The organism is Rothia sp. 27098_8_27 (assembly GCF_041432805.1).
Lineage (GTDB): Bacteria > Actinomycetota > Actinomycetes > Actinomycetales > Micrococcaceae > Rothia > Rothia mucilaginosa.
In genome coordinates this window covers 27,214-45,327 of sequence record NZ_JAPWAJ010000002.1, presented here as the reverse complement: position 1 = coordinate 45,327, position 18,114 = coordinate 27,214, and the positions used below count along the sequence as shown (strand labels likewise).

Genomic DNA, 18,114 nt, shown 5'->3' with positions numbered 1-18,114 from the left:
ACGTCGCCGTTAGCGTGCCGAGCAGAAGCTGGGGAGCAGTTCAGCCGCTGCGCCGGAGGGGCAGGGGTCGAACGCAAAGATGGTGAGGGTACCAATCAGCAGGACAAATGCGCATGCTGCGAAGAGGATGATCTTCAGCCAAACGCGCAGGCGGTCCTTCTCAGCGTAGTCATCGATGATGACGCGGATGCCGTTTGCGCCGTGCAGCATAGCCAGCCAGAGCAGCAGCAGATCCCAGACCTGCCAGAAGGGGTTTGCCCACTTGCCGCCCACGAAGCCGAAGTCGATGGCATGGATGCCGTCGCCGACCATGAGGTTGGAGAAGAGGTGGCCGAAAATCAGCACGACGAGTACAACGCCAGACAGGCGCATACCGAGCCAAGCGAACATCTCAAAGTTGTTGCGCTTGGAGGAGGAGCGGTTGTACTTCACACCGTCGATGCGGTTGTCACGCAGACGGGGTACATAGGTGCGGGGCTTAAGCGGAGTAGCCATAGTTTAGTGACCTCCCATGTGCGAGAAAACGATCGGCAGGTGACGCGCTGCGAAGCCCGCAACGGTGATTGCCCAGAGGAAAAGCACAACCCAGAGAATCTTGATGTGCGTGTAGGTTGCCTTCTGGCTGATTTCGACGTTGCCGTCCTTGTTCTTCGCCTGGATGTGCTCCACGTGCGAGTTGGTTGCCTTACCCCAGAAGTCAATGAGGATAATGCGAATACCGTTGAACGCGTGGTAGACGATGGCGGCGACAAGCGCGGTCTCACCCAGACCCATGATGGGGTTCTTGTACAGGCTCAGTACACCGTTGTAGGCCTCCGGGGAGATACGCACGACGGCAGTATCTAGGATGTGTACAAGAAGGAAGAAGAAAATCGCGATACCGGTAATGCGATGAGCAACCCAGGACCACATGCCCCAGCGGCCGCGGTAGAGGGTTCCTTTAGAACCATTCAACACTGAATAACCTCCTGCTGCGACGGCGAGCTTCCGGGTTCTGAGGGGTCATTGTGATCCTCAGCTTCCGGGCATGACTGTGTGCTCACCGACTGCTTTTTGTTCGTCTGTTACTTCCAAGATATCAGGTAAATTCACAGCTTACTGACACCCTGTTTAGGGTTTTTTTACAGGTTCTAAAAGGGAATTAGAGCATGTTTTTATTGCGATATCGCCTACTTCCCTGTGTTTGTGCGGGACTTACCTTAACCTAACCTCAAACATCGCCTAAATGAGAGCCATCTGACACTTTTTGTTTAAACCCTAAAAGAATTCGATATATGACAAATTGACCCGCTATTCTTGAAGCGATGAATACTGCACTCACTCGATTCCGCCCGCTTATTCCCGCCGGCGGTGTTGGCTCGCGTTTGTGGCCTCTATCCCGCGCGCACGCCCCGAAGTTCCTGCTCGACCTCACCTCGTCGGGCAATTCCTTGTTGCGTGACACCTACGACCGTCTCATCGATCTCAGCAACGGTTCCGTCATGGTGGTTACCGGTACTTCGCACGCCAATGCGGTCACCCAGCAGATTCCTGAACTGCGTGCCGCTGACCTGGTACTGGAGCCCTCCCCCAAGGATTCGGCTGCAGCTATCGGCCTGGCTTGCGCTATCATCCACCGCCGCGAACCGGACGCCATCATTGGCTCCTTCGCAGCTGACCACGTGATCAGCCCCGTGGATGAATTCCACCGTGTGGTGACCGAAGCTGTCATCACCGCGGCAACCGGCAAGATTGTCACCATCGGTATTACCCCCACCGAGCCCTCCAGCGCGTTTGGCTACATCCACGCCAGCGAGTCCCTGGGTATTGAGGACGCCCCCAACGCTCAGGCTGTGGACACCTTCGTGGAGAAGCCCGATGCCGCTACCGCACAGAAGTACCTGGACTCCGGTGAGTACACCTGGAACGCAGGCATGTTCGTGGCACCGGCGGCTCTGATGCTCAAGCACCTCGAGGCGAACGAGCCCGAGCTGTACGCGGGCATCATGGAAATTGCTAACGCTTGGGACACCCCCGAGCGTGAGGCTGTTATGGACCGCGTCTGGGAGACCCTGCCCAAGACCGCTATCGACTACGCTGTGGCTGAGCCCGCTGCGGCAGCGGGCGACGTTGCAATGGTTCCCGGTTCCTTCAGCTGGGACGATGTGGGAGACTTCGACGCTGTGGCACGCCTGAACACCGAGAAGAGCGGCGAAGAGCTGACCATTCTCGGCGAGAAGGATAACGTTATCAACCACGGTTGTTCCGGCATTATTGTCGCGAATACCGACCGCAAGATCTCTATCCTTGGCCTCGACGATATCGTTGTGGTGGACACCCCCGACGCCCTGTTGGTCGCTCCGCGCTCCAAGGCACAGGCTGTCAAGGATGCAGTGGGTGAGGTCAAGGCGCGAGGCCTGAACAACCTCCTCTAAGTTTTTAGCCCTAAATGTTTAGCTCCGAGTAGGCGCTTGAACCCTACTCGAGCAAAAGACACCTCTAGAAACCGGCTCTCTTCTTTTCGGAAGGGAGCCGGTTTTTTATGCCCTGATGAGCCATTTCGCGAGTCGATTCAAGGCTTTCACCTAGTGGGGGCACAAAAGGACACTTCCTTCGGCTGGGCAGGGGCAGAATACCTTACACACCCCGCGCAGATTGCACTTCCAGACTCTGATACGAGCCAAGGATCAACCACTATAGAGAACCATTCTCATGTTAATCTTGGTGCATGCACATGACCCGTAAGTTTTTCCTCACCCGTGCCGGCGCACTCGGCGCAGTAGCCGCACTCGCCCTGACCGCATGCGGCTCCCAGACCACCCAGAACGCCCAGACCAGCCCCAGCGCCTCCACCTCCGCGAGCGCAACCCCCGCCCCTATCACCGAAGGCAAGGGCGCTGCCAGCCGCGTGGCCATCACCTACGACGGCGGCGTGCTCGTCTATGACGCCAAGGACATGAAGCTGCTCGCAGACATCCCCAAGGAAGGATTCCTGCGCCTCTCCGATGCCGGCGATAACCGCCACCTCGTCGTGGCCGACGGCAACAGCTACACCTTCCTGGACACCGGCGTGTGGTCCGTAGCGCACGGCGATCACTCGCACTACTACACCACCGCCCCGTCTCTGTCTTCGCTGTCTCTTGCCGCTGACCATACCGGTCACGTCATCAAGGACAACGGCAGGGTTGCGGCCTTCGCTGACGGCACCGGCTCCTTCGCCGTGTACGACCCGGCGAAGCTGACCCAGGACAAGCGCACCGCGGCCTCCCTGGACACCACCACCGTCACCCTGCCCAAGCCGCACCACGGCTTCGCAATCCCGCTGCCCAACGACCAGTACCTGGTAGCGGTCGGCGACTCGAAGACCCGCACCGGCGCCGCTGTTGTGGATGCTCAGGGCAAGACCGTCACCGAGAGCCCCGCCTGCCCCGGCGTTCACGGTGAAGCCATCGCCAAGGACGGCGCGTTCTCCATCGGCTGCACCGACGGCGCGCTAGTCTACAAGGACGGCAAGTTCACCAAGATCACCAACCCCGAGGACCCGTACTCGCGTTCCGGCAACCAGGCTGGTAAGGCTGACTCCCAGTACGTTCTGGCGGACTACAAGACCGACAAGGACGCTAAGCTGGAGCGCCCCGAGAAGTTCTCCATTATCGACACCGTTGCGGCAACCCGCACCGTCTACTCCCTGCCTTCTGGCGTGAGCTACACCTTCCGTTCGCTGGCTCGCGGTCCCCAGGGTGAGGCGCTGCTACTGACCACCGACGGTAAGCTGCGCGTCTTCGATCCTGCAACCGGCGCCGAGCTGGGCTCCGTACAGCTCATGGAGGCGTGGACCGAGTCTGAGACGTGGCAGGACGAGCGTCCGGCACTGTGGGTGGACGGTAAGACCGCCTACGTGACCGACCCGGCAACCAAGAAGCTCATTGCGGTGTCCCTGTCGAACCCGGCAGCACCGAAGGAACTGATGAGCGTGGAGCTTCCGAAGACCCCGAACGAGATCCTGGGTGTTTCTTCTGCGAACGCTGCACCGGTTGAGGCAGAGGCACACGGCGCAGAAGCTCACAGCTCGGCTTCCGCTGACGCACACTAATCCGGCGAGTCTGGCGAGCCTCACGAGGGCCACTCCCGCTAGGGCTCTCACGCTGAGATAAACCTAGCGAAAACATAAAGAGAGATGCGACCGATAACCTATCGGTCGCATCTCTCTTTGTGCATGCAGGGTTTATGCGCCAGCTACTAACGCAGCGGCAGACCCCCAATTTCTTCCCAGTTCTGCCCATCGTAGGAGTAGCAGTGCAGGTGATCCACGGTGAAGGTACGCTGCTCGGCGGGCAGAGCGTCAAACACCTTGCGGGCGTTCGCCACCTGCTCCTCACTCAAGCCGTGACCCAGGGTCACGTGCGGCACATAGGGGAAGGACGCCGCGCCGGCACCGAATAGCTCAACCAGCTTCTGGTGAATCTGCTCGAACTCGGCCCTACCCGCCTCCAGGTTCAGGTACTCCACCTCGGTGACCGGGCGGAAGGAGTGCACCGAACCCCAGCGTGCCTCAAAACGCGGGGTGTCCAGCGCCTCGCGGAACTGCGGGGACTGCACCGCAGCCAATAGAGATTCGTTCAGCTCCGTCAGGTACACGGTCACGTGGGTGCTGATAGGCGCCACCGCACCACCGGCTACCGCGCGCTTCCACTTTTCCAGGCGCTGAGCATTCTCACCGCTCACGTGCGCAATAACGCTCAGGTAGCGGCGACCGGGTTTCAGGGTCGGGGATACAGGAGCCGTCGTGGGGCTCAAAGAGTTCTCTTGTGCTGTCATCTCAATCGTGCAGGTAATGCGGCGTCTCAGCCGGACTGGCTGAACAGCGCGCTAGATTGCTGCGGCAGGCAGGAAGCCAACCTTCTTGTACACGTTCTCAATGGTGACCGTAGCGATCTCGCGGGCAGCGGATGCGCCCACAGCCAGCAGGCGGTCCAGCTCGGCGGGGTCGTCCATCAGCTCGAGGGTACGCTCACGCACCGGGGTGAGGCGCTCCACCACAATATCGGCAAGGTCGACCTTCAGATGGCCGTACATCTTGCCCTCGTAGCGTGCCACGATCTCGTCGATGCTCTCGCCGGTCATTGCCGAGTAGATGGAGAGCAGGTTCGAGACGCCGGGCTTAGCCTCGCGGTCGTAGGCGATGACGGAGCCGTCATCGGTCACGGCGGACTTAATCTTCTTCTGGGTGACCTTGGGGGTGTCCAGAAGCTTGATCAGGCCCTTATCGGATGCCGCAGACTTGGACATCTTCGAGGTCGGGTCCTGCAGATCGTAAATCTTAGCGGTTTCCTTCAGAATCACCGGATCGGGCACCACGAAGGTCTCACCGAAGCGGGAGTTGAAGCGCTGAGCCAGGTTACGGGTCAGCTCCAGGTGCTGACGCTGGTCCTCGCCCACGGGCACGCCGTCCACCTGGTAGAGCAGGATGTCGGCGGCCATCAGAATCGGGTAGGTGAACAGGCCCACGGAGGCGTTCTCGGCACCCTGCTTCTGGGACTTGTCCTTGAACTGGGTCATACGGGATGCCTCGCCGAAACCGGTGAAGCAGTTCAGAACCCACGCCAGCTGGGCGTGTTCAGGCACATGCGACTGCACGAACAGCGGGGTGCGGGTCGGGTCAATGCCGGAGGCGATGTACTGCGCCGCGGTCAGGCGGGTACGCTCACGCAGCTCCTCGGGGTTCTGAGGAACGGTGATGGCGTGCATATCCGGGATAAAGAACAGACATTCGTTATTCGGGTCGTCCTGCAACGCCACCCAGTTGTTCACAGCACCAATGTAGTTACCCAGGTGCATCGAATCAGCCGACGGCTGCGCACCCGAGTAGATACGTGCCTTCTGCTGAGAGGCGTTAGGGATGAGGGACTTATCCTGCTTCTTTTCGTCTGCCATAGTTATTTCCTGTGCAGTTCTTCCTGTGCGGTGCTGCGGACGGTGCAGCACATCTTCAAAAACTTATCTGTAGGTGGGTCCGCGTCTTACTCACCGATGCGGTAGTCAACCACGAGCGGCGCGTGATCGCTGAAACGCTCATCGTAGCTTGCCGCGCGGTCCACGACCGCTTCTACGGCGCTTTCGGCGAGCGCCGGGGTCGCCATGTGGTAGTCGATACGCCAGCCTGCGTCATTATCGAACGCCTTACCGCGGTAAGACCACCAGGTGTAGGGGCCGGGCACCTGACCCGCCAGCTCACGAGCCACATCGCGGTAGCCGATATCACCGAAGAAGCGGTCAAAGTAGGCGCGTTCCTCCGGCAGGAAGCCGGCACGCTTCTGGTTAGCCTTCCAGTTCTTAATGTCCAGCTCGGTGTGGCCCACGTTCAAATCGCCCACGATGAGCACGTGATCCGAATGCTTTGCCAGTTCAGGCATGCGCACCAGCATGCGCTCCAGGAAGCGGTACTTATCGTCCTGCTTCTGGGTACCGACCTCGCCGGAGTGAACGTAGGCGCTGACCACGGTCAGGGTCTTACCGTTGGGCAGAACGTAGTCTGCCTCAACCCAGCGCCCCGAATCGTCAAAGTACTCTTCGCCAATATTCGAGCGGGTCGCTACCGGCTGGTTCTCCAGAACTTCACCGGCTGAGTTCGGGGTGCGGCGGGTCGCCACCAGCACGCCGGCGCGGCCCTTCGCGGCAGCCTCCGCGTGCAGAATATGCCACTGGGATTCGTCCAGCAGTTCACGCACGATAGCGTCGGGGGCGCGCACCTCCTGCAGGCAGAGAATGTCGATGTCACGGCTCGCCAACCACGCCGCCATATCCTTCTTGTAGGCGGCTCGGATACCGTTCACATTCACGCTCGCCACGCGAAGCAGACCGCTCGGGCGCGGTGCAGGGGTGTTAGAAAAATGCATAGTCTTAATTATGCCAGTTTGAGGGAAGAGAAATTTTCACTCGTGCGCGTTTTTTCTCTGGCTGAACGGTAAACTATTGGGTGATGAATTCACACTCCTCACATACCACCGACCACGGTGCCCCCTCACATTCTGCGGGCACCACCGCATCCGAAAGTACCGCTCACAACGCTGAGAGCCGCTACGAGCTACCCCCGATTCCCGGCCCCAAGTACGAGCAGGTCATCCACTACATTGAGCAGCGCTATATTATTCCCGGCAAGCCCGGCGATAAGCTGCCCACCGAACGTATGATTCAGCAGAACTTTGGGGTGAGCCGCCAGACGGTTCGTAGCGCCCTGAAGGTTCTGATTGAACGCGGCCTGCTCTACAACGTGCAGGGCTCCGGCACCTACGTTGCCGAGCGCACCGACGCCACCTACATTCCGCGCGTGGACACCTTCGCCGACGATATGCGCCGCCGCGGTTTTGAAGGCTCCACCCGCATGATTGCGACCCGCTGGGTGGACGCCACCGAAGAGATTTCCACCCACCTATCCGTGCCGGTGGGCGAGCAGGTGCTGTTCGTGCGCCGTCTGCGCCTTGCCAACCAGGAAGTCATTGGCTTTGAGCGTTCCTACTTTGTGAAGGCTGCCGCAAGCAGCATCCTGGACGCCATGATGGCGGAAATGTCCGGTGTGATGAGCTCGCTAGACCAGCTTGCCGACACCCCCAACGCTATTAAGCACGCCCGCGTACGCACCAGCGCGGCGCTCTTCACCGACGCCGACGCCGAGGCGTTCAACCAGCAGGTGCCCGTGGGCGAGGCGGCGTTCAAGGTCTGCGCGACCGGCTACACCGAAGAAGGTAGCCCCGTAGAGTACGCAGAGACCCTGTACCTTGCCGATGCCTACTTCTACGAGATGATTCTCTAGCACCTGCCTTTTCGATTGTGATGACAGTGTGAAGGGCGGTGCCCCGGTAGATTGTTCTACCGGGGCACCGCCCTTTTGAGTTATCAGCCCTGAAATGTTGCGAGCCTTACGCCGCCTGACGCTCCGCTGTCTCAACCACATTCACCAGCAGCTCCGCGCGGGTCATCGGGCCCACACCGCCGGGGTTCGGGGAAACCCAGGACGCCTTCTGCGCAGCCTCCGGGGAGACGTCGCCGAAGAGCTTCTTCTTGCCGGTTTCCGGGTCCTCAGCACGGGAAACACCAACGTCCAGCAGGATTGCGCCGTCCTTGACCTGGTGAGCCTTCAGCACGTGCGGAACACCCACAGCGGCAACAATGACGTCAGCCTCGCGCAGCACCTCGTCCAGGTTCTCGGTACCGGTGTGCGCCAGGGTTGCGGTCGCGTTCACCTCGCGGCGGGTCAGCAGCAGACCCAGCGGGCGGCCCACGGTAATGCCGCGGCCGAGCACCACAACGTTCTTACCGTTCCAGTCGATGCCGTGGCGCTTGACCAGTTCAATGACACCGTTGGGGGTGCAGGGCAGCGGGGAGTCCAGCGGCTCAGAAACGTTCAGCACGAGCTTGCCGAGGTTGGTCGGGTGCAGGCCGTCAGCATCCTTCTCGGGGGCGATGCGCTCCAGCACGCGGTTGGTGTCCAGGTGCTTGGGCAGGGGCAGCTGCACAATGTAGCTGGTGCACGCCGGGTCGTTGTTCAGCTTGTCGATCTCTGCGTCGAGCTCTTCCTGAGTGATGTCACCGGGCAGGTCCACACGGATGGAGTTAATACCAATCTCTGCGCAGTCGCGGTGCTTAGCGCCCACGTACGAGCGGGATGCGGGGTCGTCACCGACCAGCACGGTACCCAGGCCGGGGGTAATACCCTTAGCCTTGAGCGCCTCGACGCGCTCCTTCAGCTCTTCCTTGATGGCTGCGGCGGTTGCGTTACCGTCTAGAATCTGGGGCATTGTTTTTCCTTCCATAGATTGCGGCGGGTTCGCCGAAACGGATGGTCTGTGTGTTGGGTTCTAGGGTGTGTGCCTAGAAGGTACCGCTCCCCCGCGACATCCCTCGACGGGTGTAGTGGGTAGAGCGGCAAAAAGTAAGAGGGCGAAATAACCCCGCCCGCTCAGCACCCACAGGGAATGTTGAGCGAACGGGGTCATTCATGGGTCTACCAGTTCTCGCTGCCCTGGTAGAGGGGGTACTTGGCGCAGAGCGCATCAACGCGGGCACGCAGAGCGGCAATGTCCGGGTTCGGCAGCAGCACGGAAGCGATGATGTCTGCAACCTCGGTGAAGCCCTCAGCGTCGAAGCCGCGGGTCGCCAGAGCGGGGGTACCGATACGCAGACCGGAGGTCACCATCGGCGGGCGGGGGTCGTTCGGCACAGCGTTACGGTTGACAGTAATACCGGCATCGTGCAGCAGGTCTTCTGCTTCCTTGCCGTTGAGGGCGTGGTTGCGCAGGTCAACAAGCACCAGGTGAACATCAGTACCGCCGGATGCGATGGAAACGCCGGCGTCCTTCACGTCCTGCTGCAGCAGGCGGTTCGCCAGGATCTGTGCGCCCTCAACGGTGCGCTTCTGGCGGTCCTTGAACGCGTCAGATGCGGCAACCTTGAACGCGGTAGCCTTCGCAGCGATTACATGCATGAGCGGGCCGCCCTGCTGGCCGGGGAACACTGCGGAGTCAATCTTCTTCTTCAGCTCCTCGGTGCAGAGGATGAAGCCGGAACGGGGGCCGCCCAGGGTCTTGTGCACGGTGGAGGAGACCACGTGTGCGTGCGGGACGGGGTTCGGGTGCAGACCCGCAGCCACCAGGCCCGCAAAGTGAGCCATGTCCACCCACAGGTACGCACCGATTTCGTCAGCAATCGCGCGGAACGCAGCGAAGTCCAGCTGACGGGGGTATGCGGACCAGCCGGCAATAATCAGCTTGGGACGCTCAGCCAGCGCCAGTTCACGCACCTGATCCATGTCAACGCGGCCGGACTCGTCCACGCCGTACGCGACAACGTTGTACAGCTTGCCGGAGACGTTCAGCTTCATGCCGTGGGTCAGGTGGCCACCGTGTGCCAGGGACAGACCCATGATGGTGTCACCGGGGGTCAGCAGCGCGTGCATGACGGCGTTATTCGCCTGCGCACCGGAGTGCGGCTGAACGTTGGCGTGCTCGGCGCCGAAGAGTTCCTTCACGCGGGAAATAGCGAGGGACTCAACGATGTCAACGAATTCGCAGCCGCCGTAGTAGCGGCGGCCGGGGTAACCCTCAGCGTACTTGTTGGTCAGTACCGAGCCCTGGCTTTCGAGGACGGCACGGGGGACGAAGTTCTCGGATGCAATCATCTCGAGGGTGTTCTGCTGGCGTTTGCGCTCCAGCTCAATGGCTTCTGCAACCTCGGGGTCGAGGTCGGCGAGGGGCATCTCGAGGATCTTCTGCTCGGACATTACGCTCCTGGGAGTGTTTTTGCGTTATCTTCGGTCGCTCATCATCGGGGTTGCCGCGGCGTGCGCCGGGCGGTCTTCAGGAGGCGGCGGGCGCCTCCAATTGAAAACCCTAAATGAAAAAATATGAGCTACACCTCATAATACCGTAAAGCCCGCTTTCCTTCGAGAAGGAAAACGGGCTTTACAAAGCATCACGATGAAGTTTTTACGGCGTCGGCGCGACACCGGCGAGGGGCATAGAACGCGCCCCGGCAGGCTAATCGGCGACAGTTAAGCGGGTCTACACACCCTACGCCTGACGCAGGATAGCGGAAGCATACTCCAGGTACGCCTCGCGAGCGCTCTCCTTCTTACCGCCAGCCACCAGCTGGGTCTGCACCACGTAACCGGTCAGCACCGACAGCACCGCGGCACCGATAACGGTCAGCCACTCTTCAAGCTCCTCTTCGGTGAAGTCCAGCTCAGCGGCACCCCAGGCGCGGTAGCGTTCCAGGGACTGATCGCGCAGGTAGCTCAGCTGCTCAGAGACGACGGTCGCCAGCTGCGGCATTGCCACAGCCTCACCCCAGGTGACGAGCAGGTGACGGCGAACCTTGGGGGTGTCCAGCACCTTCAGGCACCCGAACACGTAGTCCCAGGGCTGTTCGGCGCGGATGCGGTCGAAGGGCGCCATGTCCATGCGGGCTGCCGCCAGAATGATCTCATCCTTGGAAGAGAAGTGGTTATAAATCGCTCCAGCAGACAGGCCGGTGGCCGCAATAATGTCGCTCATCGAAGCCTTCTGATAACCGTGCTTGATGAAGCATTCGCGGGCGGTCTCTACAATCTGAGAACGCCTGTTCTTTTTGTATTCTTCGCTGACTTTAGGCACAACCTAATCCTAGCGAACTTTTAGCCAATCCGTGCGCATCCTGGTCGCCGTTGACGCGCCCTCATGCGCAAATCCGGCGCAAAATAGAGCAAAAATTCTATAAATACGACTGCCCACAATACGGATGCCCCAACGCTGATGCCTCGGGTGGAGAGCACGAAAAAGCGGGGCACCCCGGGCTCACCAAAAGGTTCACCCGGAAATGCCCCGCTCACAGCAGGCAGCTCAGCGCGCACTGAGCCCGCTACATATTCTTAGTGGAAGAAGTGGCGGGTACCGGTCAGGTACATGGTCACGCCAGCAGCCTTAGCCGCCTCGATAACTTCCTCGTCGCGGATCGAACCGCCCGGGTGCACGACGGCACGCACACCGGCGTCCAGCAGCACCTGCAGGCCGTCAGCGAAGGGGAAGAACGCGTCGGATGCAGCAACCGCACCGCGGGCACGCTCGTTACCTTCACCGCCGAGAGTGTTCGCGCGCTCCACCGAGAGCTTGCAGGAATCCACGCGGTTCACCTGGCCCATGCCGATGCCCACGGCGGCACCGTTATCAGCAAGCAGAATAGCGTTGGACTTGGGCGAACGCAGTGCACGCCACGCGAATTCGAGGTCGCGCAGGGTGGCCTCGTCGGCGGGCTCGCCGGCAACCAGGGTCCAGTTCTTCGGGTCGTCGCCCTCAGCCTGCAGGCGGTCGGCCTCCTGGAAGAGTGCGCCACCGGAAATGGGGCGGTACTCGATGGCCTCGCGGGCAAAGTTCTCGGGCAGAACCAGCAGGCGCAGGTTCTTCTTCTCGCGCAGGATCTCCAGCGCCTCGGGCTCGAAGCCGGGAGCCACAATCACCTCGGTGAAGATGCCCTTGACGGTCTGAGCCATAGCGGCGGTCACCGGGCGGTTAGCGGCAATCACGCCACCGTATGCGGACAGCGGGTCGCAAGCGTGCGCCTTCGCGTGAGCGTCCGCAATCGGGTCAGCCGCACCGGGGGTTGCCACAGCAATACCGCAGGGGTTGTTGTGCTTGATAACGGCAACAGCCGGCTCGTCGAAGTCGTAAGCGGCACGCAGAGCGGCGTCAGCGTCAACGTAGTTGTTGTAGCTCATCGCCTTACCGTGCACCTGCTCCGCCTGAGCAATGCCGGGGGCAGCGGCGGGGTCAACGTACAGGGCGGCACGCTGGTGCGGGTTCTCGCCGTAACGCAGGGTCTCGCTGCGCTCGAAGCCCAGGCCAGCGTACGGGGGCCAGAAGTTAGCATCCTCATCCTGCAGGAACTGGGATGCGGTCCAGGTAGCCACAGCGGTGTCGTATGCGGCGGTGTGGGCGAATGCGCCAGCAGCAAGGCGGCGGCGCTCGTCCAGGGAGAAACCACCGTTCTTAGCGGCCTCAACGGTGCGCGCATAGTCGGCAGGGTCCACAACAATTGCGACGGCGTCGTGGTTCTTCGCGGCAGCGCGAACCATGGAGGGGCCACCAATGTCGATCTTCTCGATGATGGCGTCCTGACCGGCACCGGATGCAACGGTCTCAACGAAGGGGTACAGGTTCACAACCACCAGGTCGAACGCCTCAACGTCCAGCTCTTCAAGGGTGTCGATGTGCTCCTGCTTGCGGCGGTCAGCCAAAATACCAGCGTGGATGCGCGGGTGCAGGGTCTTCACGCGGCCCTCGAGGCACTCGGGGAAACCGGTCACTTCGGTGACCTCGGTGACGGGTACGCCTGCTGCTGCGATGGTGGATGCGGTGGAGCCGGTGGAGACCAGCGCGACGCCAGCCTCGTGCAGGCCGCGGGCGAACTCCTCCAGACCGGTCTTGTCGTAGACGGAAATGAGGGCGCGGCGCAGGGGCACGCGATCGAGCTCAATGAGAGACACAAATACTCCGATGCTTTAGACGTGCGCCGGTTCTCGGCGGCACAGCTGGTGGATGGACGTAGCCTGCCCGGATAGACAGGATATGTGTGGGGGTATTCCCCGCCGCTGTGCGTGACGCTAAGGTGAGCGCGTCGAATGGGCACAACGGAACGTGTGTGGGCGGCGGGGTTTGAGCTCGGCTCATTCCGCCGCGAAAAATTTAGTGGGCGGAATTAGCTGTCAGATGCAGTGCCGCGGGATTCAGCGAGAGACGCGATGGTCTGCACGAGCAGGCGGCGCTCCTGCACCTTAATGCGTTCGTGCAGGGTCTCTTCGGTATCGTCGTCCAGAACGGGCACTGCCGCCTGGGCGAGGATGGGGCCGGTATCAACGCCGGCGTCGACGAAGTGCACGGTCAGGCCGGTAATCTTCACACCGTGCGCCAGGGCGTCACGCACGCCGTGCGCACCCGGGAAGGAGGGCAGCAGGGCGGGGTGGGTGTTGATGATGCGGTTGCTGAAACGCTCGACCAGCTGCGCGTCAACAATGCGCATGAAGCCAGCGAACACAATGTAATCGGGGTTGTAGGAAGCGATCTTTTCTTCCAGCGCGCGGTTCCAGGAGGGGCGGTCGGCGTAGTCGCCGGGCTGCACCAGGAAGGTGGGTACACCCGCCGCCTGGGCACGTTCAATGCCCAGACAGGGCTTGTCGGCGCCCACTGCCGCAATGTCGAGGGGAAGCTCGCCCGCTGCTACAGCGTCGAGGATGGACTGAAGATTCGTTCCGGAGCCGGATACCATAACCACAATTCGCACCCGACTAGTATAGCCCGTCTCACACCCTTATCCAAAGGGGGTAAGAGGTTCACAACGCACCCAAAGCCCAAAGGTGAGCACAAAGAAACCCCAGCGGGATGAATCCTCACCGGGGTTCACTGGAGTTCATGGGGGTTCATGGGGCTTCACCGGGGTTTGCTGGGCGCAAACTCAACAGGTCGCGAACTCAATAGGCCGCATACTCAATAGGTCGCGGGCGCACGGGACGGTACCCTTATAGGTATGTCTACTCCCCCGCAGAACACTCCGAACAATGCCCCGCAGAACCAGGCATCCCAGAACCAGCAGGTTCCGCCGCGAGCGCCGCAGCAGGCGCCGCAGAACATGATGCCGCCACATCGGGCCCCTCAGGGTAAGAAGCCGCGTAAGCCCATCGACCCCATCGAACAGCAGAAAGCGAATATTCGCACCTCGCTCATGCTGATTGCTGCCGCGTTGGTGATTTTTGCGGCGTCTTCCTTCGTGCTCTCCACGATGCCGCTTTTCTTGGCGCTCTTCATCTTCGCTCTCGCCGGCATTACCCTGAGCATTATTGCGATTGTGCGCACCGCCGTCTACCGCGGCCCCTGGTTCTTCTACATTGCCGCGGGCGTCAGCATCATCTACGGCGCGATGACCCTGCTCGGCGGCATCGGTCTTGCCCTCATGCCCGGCGCGCAGGAGTACCGTGAGTGCCGCGCCGCCGCGCTGACCCAGACCGACATGTACACCTGCGATCAGAAGTTCCAGGGCACGATGGACAAGCTCACCGGCACGTCCAGCTCTAGCTCTTCTGCAGCTCGTTAGGGGTTCTGTGCGCTAGTTCTTCTTGCGGGCGTTAGAACCCTGCGCATTAGAGCCCTGGGCGCTAGAACCATGAGACTTCGAGGAGCTGACATCCAGCGGGGGCAGCTCCACGGTAGACGCCTCATCGGTCACCAGCGGAAGGATGCCGGTCTGGCTACGAACCTCAAAGATGCGGCTCATCGCCTGATCGGCAGAGAGGACATCCAGCTCACGATCCACAAAATCACGTTCTAGGTCGTTCTTCTGCTTCTTGCGTGCCGCCTTAGCCGCCTTCTTCGCCTCGCGCTTCTGCGCGCGCTCGTGTGCGCGGTCGCTGGTACGATCATCGCCGGCGCGGTCCTGCGCGGCAGATTCAGCGTGGGCGGCATCAGCCGAGTTATCCTGCGCTGATTCATCCTGCGCAGTGGCGGGCTGCTCAAGACCAAAACCGAAGTACGCCATAATGCGGCTCGCGCGACCCTTCGAACGCGGCGCTTGCTCCGCAGGCTCCTCAACAGCGTTCTCACGCTCAGTAGCCACAGGTTCGGCAGTCTCGTAGACGGGCTCCTGAATCAGTTCGCGAGTCTCCTCCTCGGAGGGGTCATGAGCGTACACGGCGGGGTTATAGGTGCCGTGTTCGTCAGCATCCTCATCGTGCGGGGGTGCGGAGTGCAGGTAATCGACCTGCTGAACGGCCTCAATCGGCTCGTACTGCTCAGCGGGGCTCTCTTCAGCAGTAGCCTCTTCGGAGGCGGGCTCTTTAGCCGCCTCTTCACGCTCTGCAACAATCTCGGCGAAAGCGTCCGCCGCCGCACGCTGCGCCAGCTGTTCGGTCGCCTCCACGGGGACGGCAACCACCGGCTCCTGCGGATGCACCGGAACATGACCGGTCGCTACCTCAGATACAACAGACTGCTCAGGCTCAGAGACATTCTTCTCAGAAGCCTTCTTAGAGGCAGCCGCGCGTGCCGTCTCTTCCGCCTCGCGCTCAGCTGCTTCACGCTCTGCAGCCTCACGAGCGGCGACTTCCTCAGCTTCACGCTCTGCAGCTTCACGCTCAGCCGCCTCACGTGCCGCGGCTTCCTCGGCCTCACGCTCCATACGCTCCGCACGCGCCTGCGCACGCTGCTCACGACGCTCCGCAAAACGCTCACGAGTCGAAGCAGTAAAACTCATCAGACGCTCACCCAGGTTCGGGCGCTCATCCGCAAAACGAGGCAGCTCACGGCTACTATCCGGCACCAGGGCGCGGCTCAGCAACATACCGAAAGTCACGCCGGCACCCACCGTCAACGCGGTATGCGCCGCAAAAGTCAGCGGCTCAGCACCAACCTCCGTAAAACGACCAATACCCAGAGAGCCGTACGAAATCCAGCCCAGCCACAGGGCACCAAACGACGTCATAATACCGGTCATCACGCCCAGCACCACCGCAGAAATCAGCGCAGACAGCGGGCGGAACGGAACCTTCAGAGCAACCCACTCATCCAGGTGATCCTCACCCTCACGCAAGAACCACCAGCCAGCAATCGCACCGGCAACCAGTGGCACCAGCAAACCCACCAGACCAAATGTGCCCAACGACTCGGGCACAGCGCCCAAAATCGGAAGCATCGGCAAAGTACCAGCATCGCTACTGGTCAAACCAACCGAGGTGCCCGCACCAAAGGAGAAACCGGCACCGGTCGACCACGCAATCGCGTAGATTACCAGGTTCGGCAAGAAACCCAGCTGCAGCAGAGTCACCGCAGTATCACCCACAGCGCCCGCGTGCAGCTCCTGGTAGGTGGCAACGATCTGCGACCAGCCCGCCAAAATACCGATACCCAAAAGCACCGCACCCAAACCAATCAGCGCAACAAAAGCAACCACCGCAGCACGCACCACAGCCCAGGCGTACGAACCCGCCCAACGCGAATACTGACTCATCTGCGAAATCTGCTCCGCAGTATCAACACCCACCATGCGCGAGAGCGAACGCGCCTCACGGTAGCCACCCCACATCAGACCAGCCACCACAATACCCAAAGGCACCAGGGCAGCATTCAACGCCTGAAGAGGCTGCGGATGCGGGCTCGCCCAACCGTACATCGCCGAACTAATCAGCGCATAGGTCACCGAACCGGACAGCACCGGAATCAAAAACTCACCCTCATACGAGGCGCGCGCCAGGCGACGACCCGAACGGTAACAGAGCAGCAGAGGCAGAATACTCAAACCCAGCGGCACCAGCGTCATCGTGCCGGCAGAAGCACCAAAAGCAGCCGCAAGATCCAGGGGAACACCGTGAATCAGAAGCCACAGGTGCGCCGACATGGCGGCCACGGAGGAGAACTCCATGTCGCCAAAACCCTTGGTCGCCCACACGGCAGACATCGCCGCAAACACAGCAAGCGCAGAGAACAGGGCAGTAACAATTAGCTCAACAACACCCTGAAGCCACAGAGGCATGGGCATGGAATAACGAGAGATAGGTGAGGTGCTTTTCATCGTCCTTCAATCATGCCACGAATTAACGACGAAACCCGCCTCCGATTAACACTCGAAAGCGGGTTCTCACAACTATTCACACAGGTATTCATCCAGACGCGCACGCGAGGACGCGCATCCGGCAAAGTTTTAATCCTCAGTCCACGGGTTGGAAGCCTGAACACCCCAGGCGCGGTACACCTGAGCCTTAGAAGAAATCAGCTCCAAATCATAGGCACTCGCGCTCGCCGCCATCAGACCCTCCAGGGCGGCGGTAGGCAGCGGACCGGCATCATCACGACCCACGGCATGCACACCGAGCGGCGCCTGACGACCAGCCCACTCGAGGCTCACATGCGCATCCACATTAATAACGTGGTCGCCAAAGCGCTCAAGAAGTTCGGTAATCCAACGATCAGTTTCCGGGTAGGGGTACAGGCCCTTCAACTCGCCAATACTCAGCACGGAAATGTACATGTGTCGGAACGAGCGGCGGCGCAGAAAAGCGACCACGGCGGGATCAGGATCCGCCTTACGGATCTCCGCAAGAACGTCGGAGTCCAGGAGCATACCGGAGAAATTCATACCCCTAATGCTACGCTACGCGCAGACCGGCGTACTGAATAGCGGGGATGCCCTCGGGGTTCGGCAGAAGAAGGAAGTTCAGGAACTCGTCGCGCTTAGAAGAAATGCGGGAGTAATCGTCAATGCTGACTGCGGTGTATCCGCCTCGCGCGGGGACAGCTGCGGCACGCAGGCTTTCCTGGTAGGAGCGGGAGGGGTTCAGAGAGATTGCTGCTTCGGTTGCAGAGCCGTTGTACATGTGACAACCTGCGCCGTGAGTGGCGCGATCCTTTCGCGTTGCTCTTGTCTGTACCAATTACCACCGGTTATTCCGGTGGTGAATACAAACCGCTTCGTCATCCGAGCCACCCGTGAACATGGGGTTGGCGTTCGACCATAGTCGGAGCTTATCAGTCGAAACTCTTGAAGCTGGGTTTAGCTTACAGCATTTTCTCAAGTTAAGTAAAGCGTTTTTTGAAAGAGATTTAGATTATTGGCGTTTTGGCTTGT

The 18,114-nt window shown here is 60.8% G+C and carries 17 protein-coding genes and 1 riboswitch; of the genes, 4 read left to right on the top strand and 13 right to left on the bottom strand.

Annotated features, from left to right (window positions below; all coding sequences use genetic code 11):
• Window positions 1-9: 9 nt before the first annotated feature.
• The gene (locus tag O3675_RS03720) at window positions 10-495 is read right to left on the bottom strand and encodes a succinate dehydrogenase hydrophobic membrane anchor subunit (protein WP_049338686.1); all 486 of its coding nucleotides are present in this window, start codon (window positions 493-495) and stop codon (window positions 10-12) included.
• Window positions 496-498: 3 nt separating this feature from the next.
• Complete coding sequence (sdhC, locus tag O3675_RS03715; protein WP_005506819.1) at window positions 499-957, bottom strand: succinate dehydrogenase, cytochrome b556 subunit; 459 nt, start codon at window positions 955-957, stop codon at window positions 499-501.
• A 347-nt stretch (window positions 958-1,304) separates the two neighbouring features.
• Between sdhC and O3675_RS03710 the strand changes: the two genes are divergently transcribed.
• Complete coding sequence (locus O3675_RS03710) at window positions 1,305-2,414, top strand: mannose-1-phosphate guanylyltransferase (RefSeq protein WP_012904083.1); 1,110 nt, start codon at window positions 1,305-1,307, stop codon at window positions 2,412-2,414.
• 299 nt (window positions 2,415-2,713) lie between these two features.
• Window positions 2,714-4,072: a hypothetical protein gene (locus O3675_RS03705; RefSeq protein WP_371571044.1), complete on the top strand. Its 1,359-nt coding sequence runs from the start codon at window positions 2,714-2,716 to the stop codon at window positions 4,070-4,072.
• A 146-nt stretch (window positions 4,073-4,218) separates the two neighbouring features.
• Here O3675_RS03705 and O3675_RS03700 read toward each other — a convergent pair whose 3' ends face one another.
• From O3675_RS03700 to O3675_RS03690, 3 genes are all read right to left on the bottom strand, one after another.
• The gene (locus O3675_RS03700) at window positions 4,219-4,776 is read right to left on the bottom strand and encodes a 2'-5' RNA ligase family protein (protein WP_371571041.1); all 558 of its coding nucleotides are present in this window, start codon (window positions 4,774-4,776) and stop codon (window positions 4,219-4,221) included.
• 72 nt (window positions 4,777-4,848) lie between these two features.
• Window positions 4,849-5,913, bottom strand: a complete 1,065-nt coding sequence (gene trpS, locus O3675_RS03695; RefSeq protein ID WP_070542584.1) for a tryptophan--tRNA ligase — start codon at window positions 5,911-5,913, stop codon at window positions 4,849-4,851.
• Between the two features lie 86 nt (window positions 5,914-5,999).
• Complete coding sequence (locus O3675_RS03690) at window positions 6,000-6,875, bottom strand: exodeoxyribonuclease III (RefSeq protein WP_005506814.1); 876 nt, start codon at window positions 6,873-6,875, stop codon at window positions 6,000-6,002.
• Window positions 6,876-6,955: 80 nt separating this feature from the next.
• Between O3675_RS03690 and O3675_RS03685 the strand changes: the two genes are divergently transcribed.
• On the top strand, window positions 6,956-7,789 hold the full coding sequence (locus O3675_RS03685; protein ID WP_368492572.1) for a GntR family transcriptional regulator: 834 nt from the start codon (window positions 6,956-6,958) through the stop codon (window positions 7,787-7,789).
• Between the two features lie 106 nt (window positions 7,790-7,895).
• On the opposite strand, the gene O3675_RS03680 is transcribed toward O3675_RS03685, so the two are convergent.
• The 5 genes from O3675_RS03680 to purN form a co-directional block, all read right to left on the bottom strand.
• Window positions 7,896-8,774, bottom strand: coding sequence for a bifunctional methylenetetrahydrofolate dehydrogenase/methenyltetrahydrofolate cyclohydrolase (locus O3675_RS03680; RefSeq protein WP_005508973.1), 879 nt, complete (start codon window positions 8,772-8,774; stop codon window positions 7,896-7,898).
• Window positions 8,775-8,980: 206 nt separating this feature from the next.
• A complete protein-coding gene (glyA, locus tag O3675_RS03675) occupies window positions 8,981-10,255 on the bottom strand; it encodes a serine hydroxymethyltransferase (protein WP_304276036.1) in 1,275 nt (424 codons plus the stop codon).
• Between the two features lie 289 nt (window positions 10,256-10,544).
• The gene (locus O3675_RS03670; RefSeq protein ID WP_070676091.1) at window positions 10,545-11,126 is read right to left on the bottom strand and encodes a TetR/AcrR family transcriptional regulator; all 582 of its coding nucleotides are present in this window, start codon (window positions 11,124-11,126) and stop codon (window positions 10,545-10,547) included.
• Window positions 11,127-11,380: 254 nt separating this feature from the next.
• Complete coding sequence (gene purH / locus O3675_RS03665; protein WP_070676090.1) at window positions 11,381-12,991, bottom strand: bifunctional phosphoribosylaminoimidazolecarboxamide formyltransferase/IMP cyclohydrolase; 1,611 nt, start codon at window positions 12,989-12,991, stop codon at window positions 11,381-11,383.
• A gap of 212 nt (window positions 12,992-13,203) precedes the next feature.
• Window positions 13,204-13,770, bottom strand: a complete 567-nt coding sequence (gene purN, locus O3675_RS03660) for a phosphoribosylglycinamide formyltransferase (RefSeq protein ID WP_304276037.1) — start codon at window positions 13,768-13,770, stop codon at window positions 13,204-13,206.
• A 258-nt stretch (window positions 13,771-14,028) separates the two neighbouring features.
• Between purN and O3675_RS03655 the strand changes: the two genes are divergently transcribed.
• Window positions 14,029-14,592 carry a 4-hydroxyphenylpyruvate dioxygenase gene (locus tag O3675_RS03655; RefSeq protein WP_070676089.1) on the top strand — a complete coding sequence of 188 codons (564 nt, stop codon included), beginning with the start codon at window positions 14,029-14,031 and terminating at the stop codon, window positions 14,590-14,592.
• A 12-nt stretch (window positions 14,593-14,604) separates the two neighbouring features.
• On the opposite strand, the gene O3675_RS03650 is transcribed toward O3675_RS03655, so the two are convergent.
• The 3 genes from O3675_RS03650 to O3675_RS03640 all read right to left on the bottom strand — a co-directional run bounded on the left by O3675_RS03650 (window position 14,605) and on the right by O3675_RS03640 (window position 17,863).
• A complete protein-coding gene (locus O3675_RS03650) occupies window positions 14,605-17,061 on the bottom strand; it encodes a DUF6350 family protein (RefSeq protein WP_371571034.1) in 2,457 nt (818 codons plus the stop codon).
• A gap of 129 nt (window positions 17,062-17,190) precedes the next feature.
• Window positions 17,191-17,625, bottom strand: coding sequence for a plasmid stabilization protein (locus O3675_RS03645; protein WP_012904099.1), 435 nt, complete (start codon window positions 17,623-17,625; stop codon window positions 17,191-17,193).
• A 10-nt stretch (window positions 17,626-17,635) separates the two neighbouring features.
• Window positions 17,636-17,863 (bottom strand): hypothetical protein, encoded by a 228-nt coding sequence (locus tag O3675_RS03640; RefSeq protein ID WP_044150747.1) that lies wholly within the window; start codon window positions 17,861-17,863, stop codon window positions 17,636-17,638.
• Window positions 17,864-17,898: 35 nt separating this feature from the next.
• A riboswitch (SAM riboswitch) is annotated at window positions 17,899-18,033 on the bottom strand.
• Between the last annotated feature and the right edge of the window lie 81 nt (window positions 18,034-18,114).

Coding starts and splice junctions, on each gene's coding strand:
- O3675_RS03720 (WP_049338686.1), bottom strand. CDS start 495: ATGGCTACTCCGCTTAAGCCCCGCACCTATGTACCCCGTCTGCGTGAC.
- O3675_RS03710 (WP_012904083.1), top strand. CDS start 1,305: ATGAATACTGCACTCACTCGATTCCGCCCGCTTATTCCCGCCGGCGGT.
- O3675_RS03705 (WP_371571044.1), top strand. CDS start 2,714: ATGACCCGTAAGTTTTTCCTCACCCGTGCCGGCGCACTCGGCGCAGTA.
- trpS (WP_070542584.1), bottom strand. CDS start 5,913: ATGGCAGACGAAAAGAAGCAGGATAAGTCCCTCATCCCTAACGCCTCT.
- O3675_RS03690 (WP_005506814.1), bottom strand. CDS start 6,875: ATGCATTTTTCTAACACCCCTGCACCGCGCCCGAGCGGTCTGCTTCGC.
- O3675_RS03680 (WP_005508973.1), bottom strand. CDS start 8,774: ATGCCCCAGATTCTAGACGGTAACGCAACCGCCGCAGCCATCAAGGAA.
- glyA (WP_304276036.1), bottom strand. CDS start 10,255: ATGTCCGAGCAGAAGATCCTCGAGATGCCCCTCGCCGACCTCGACCCC.
- purN (WP_304276037.1), bottom strand. CDS start 13,770: ATGGTATCCGGCTCCGGAACGAATCTTCAGTCCATCCTCGACGCTGTA.
- O3675_RS03655 (WP_070676089.1), top strand. CDS start 14,029: ATGTCTACTCCCCCGCAGAACACTCCGAACAATGCCCCGCAGAACCAG.
- O3675_RS03650 (WP_371571034.1), bottom strand. CDS start 17,061: ATGAAAAGCACCTCACCTATCTCTCGTTATTCCATGCCCATGCCTCTG.
- O3675_RS03645 (WP_012904099.1), bottom strand. CDS start 17,625: ATGAATTTCTCCGGTATGCTCCTGGACTCCGACGTTCTTGCGGAGATC.
- O3675_RS03640 (WP_044150747.1), bottom strand. CDS start 17,863: ATGTACAACGGCTCTGCAACCGAAGCAGCAATCTCTCTGAACCCCTCC.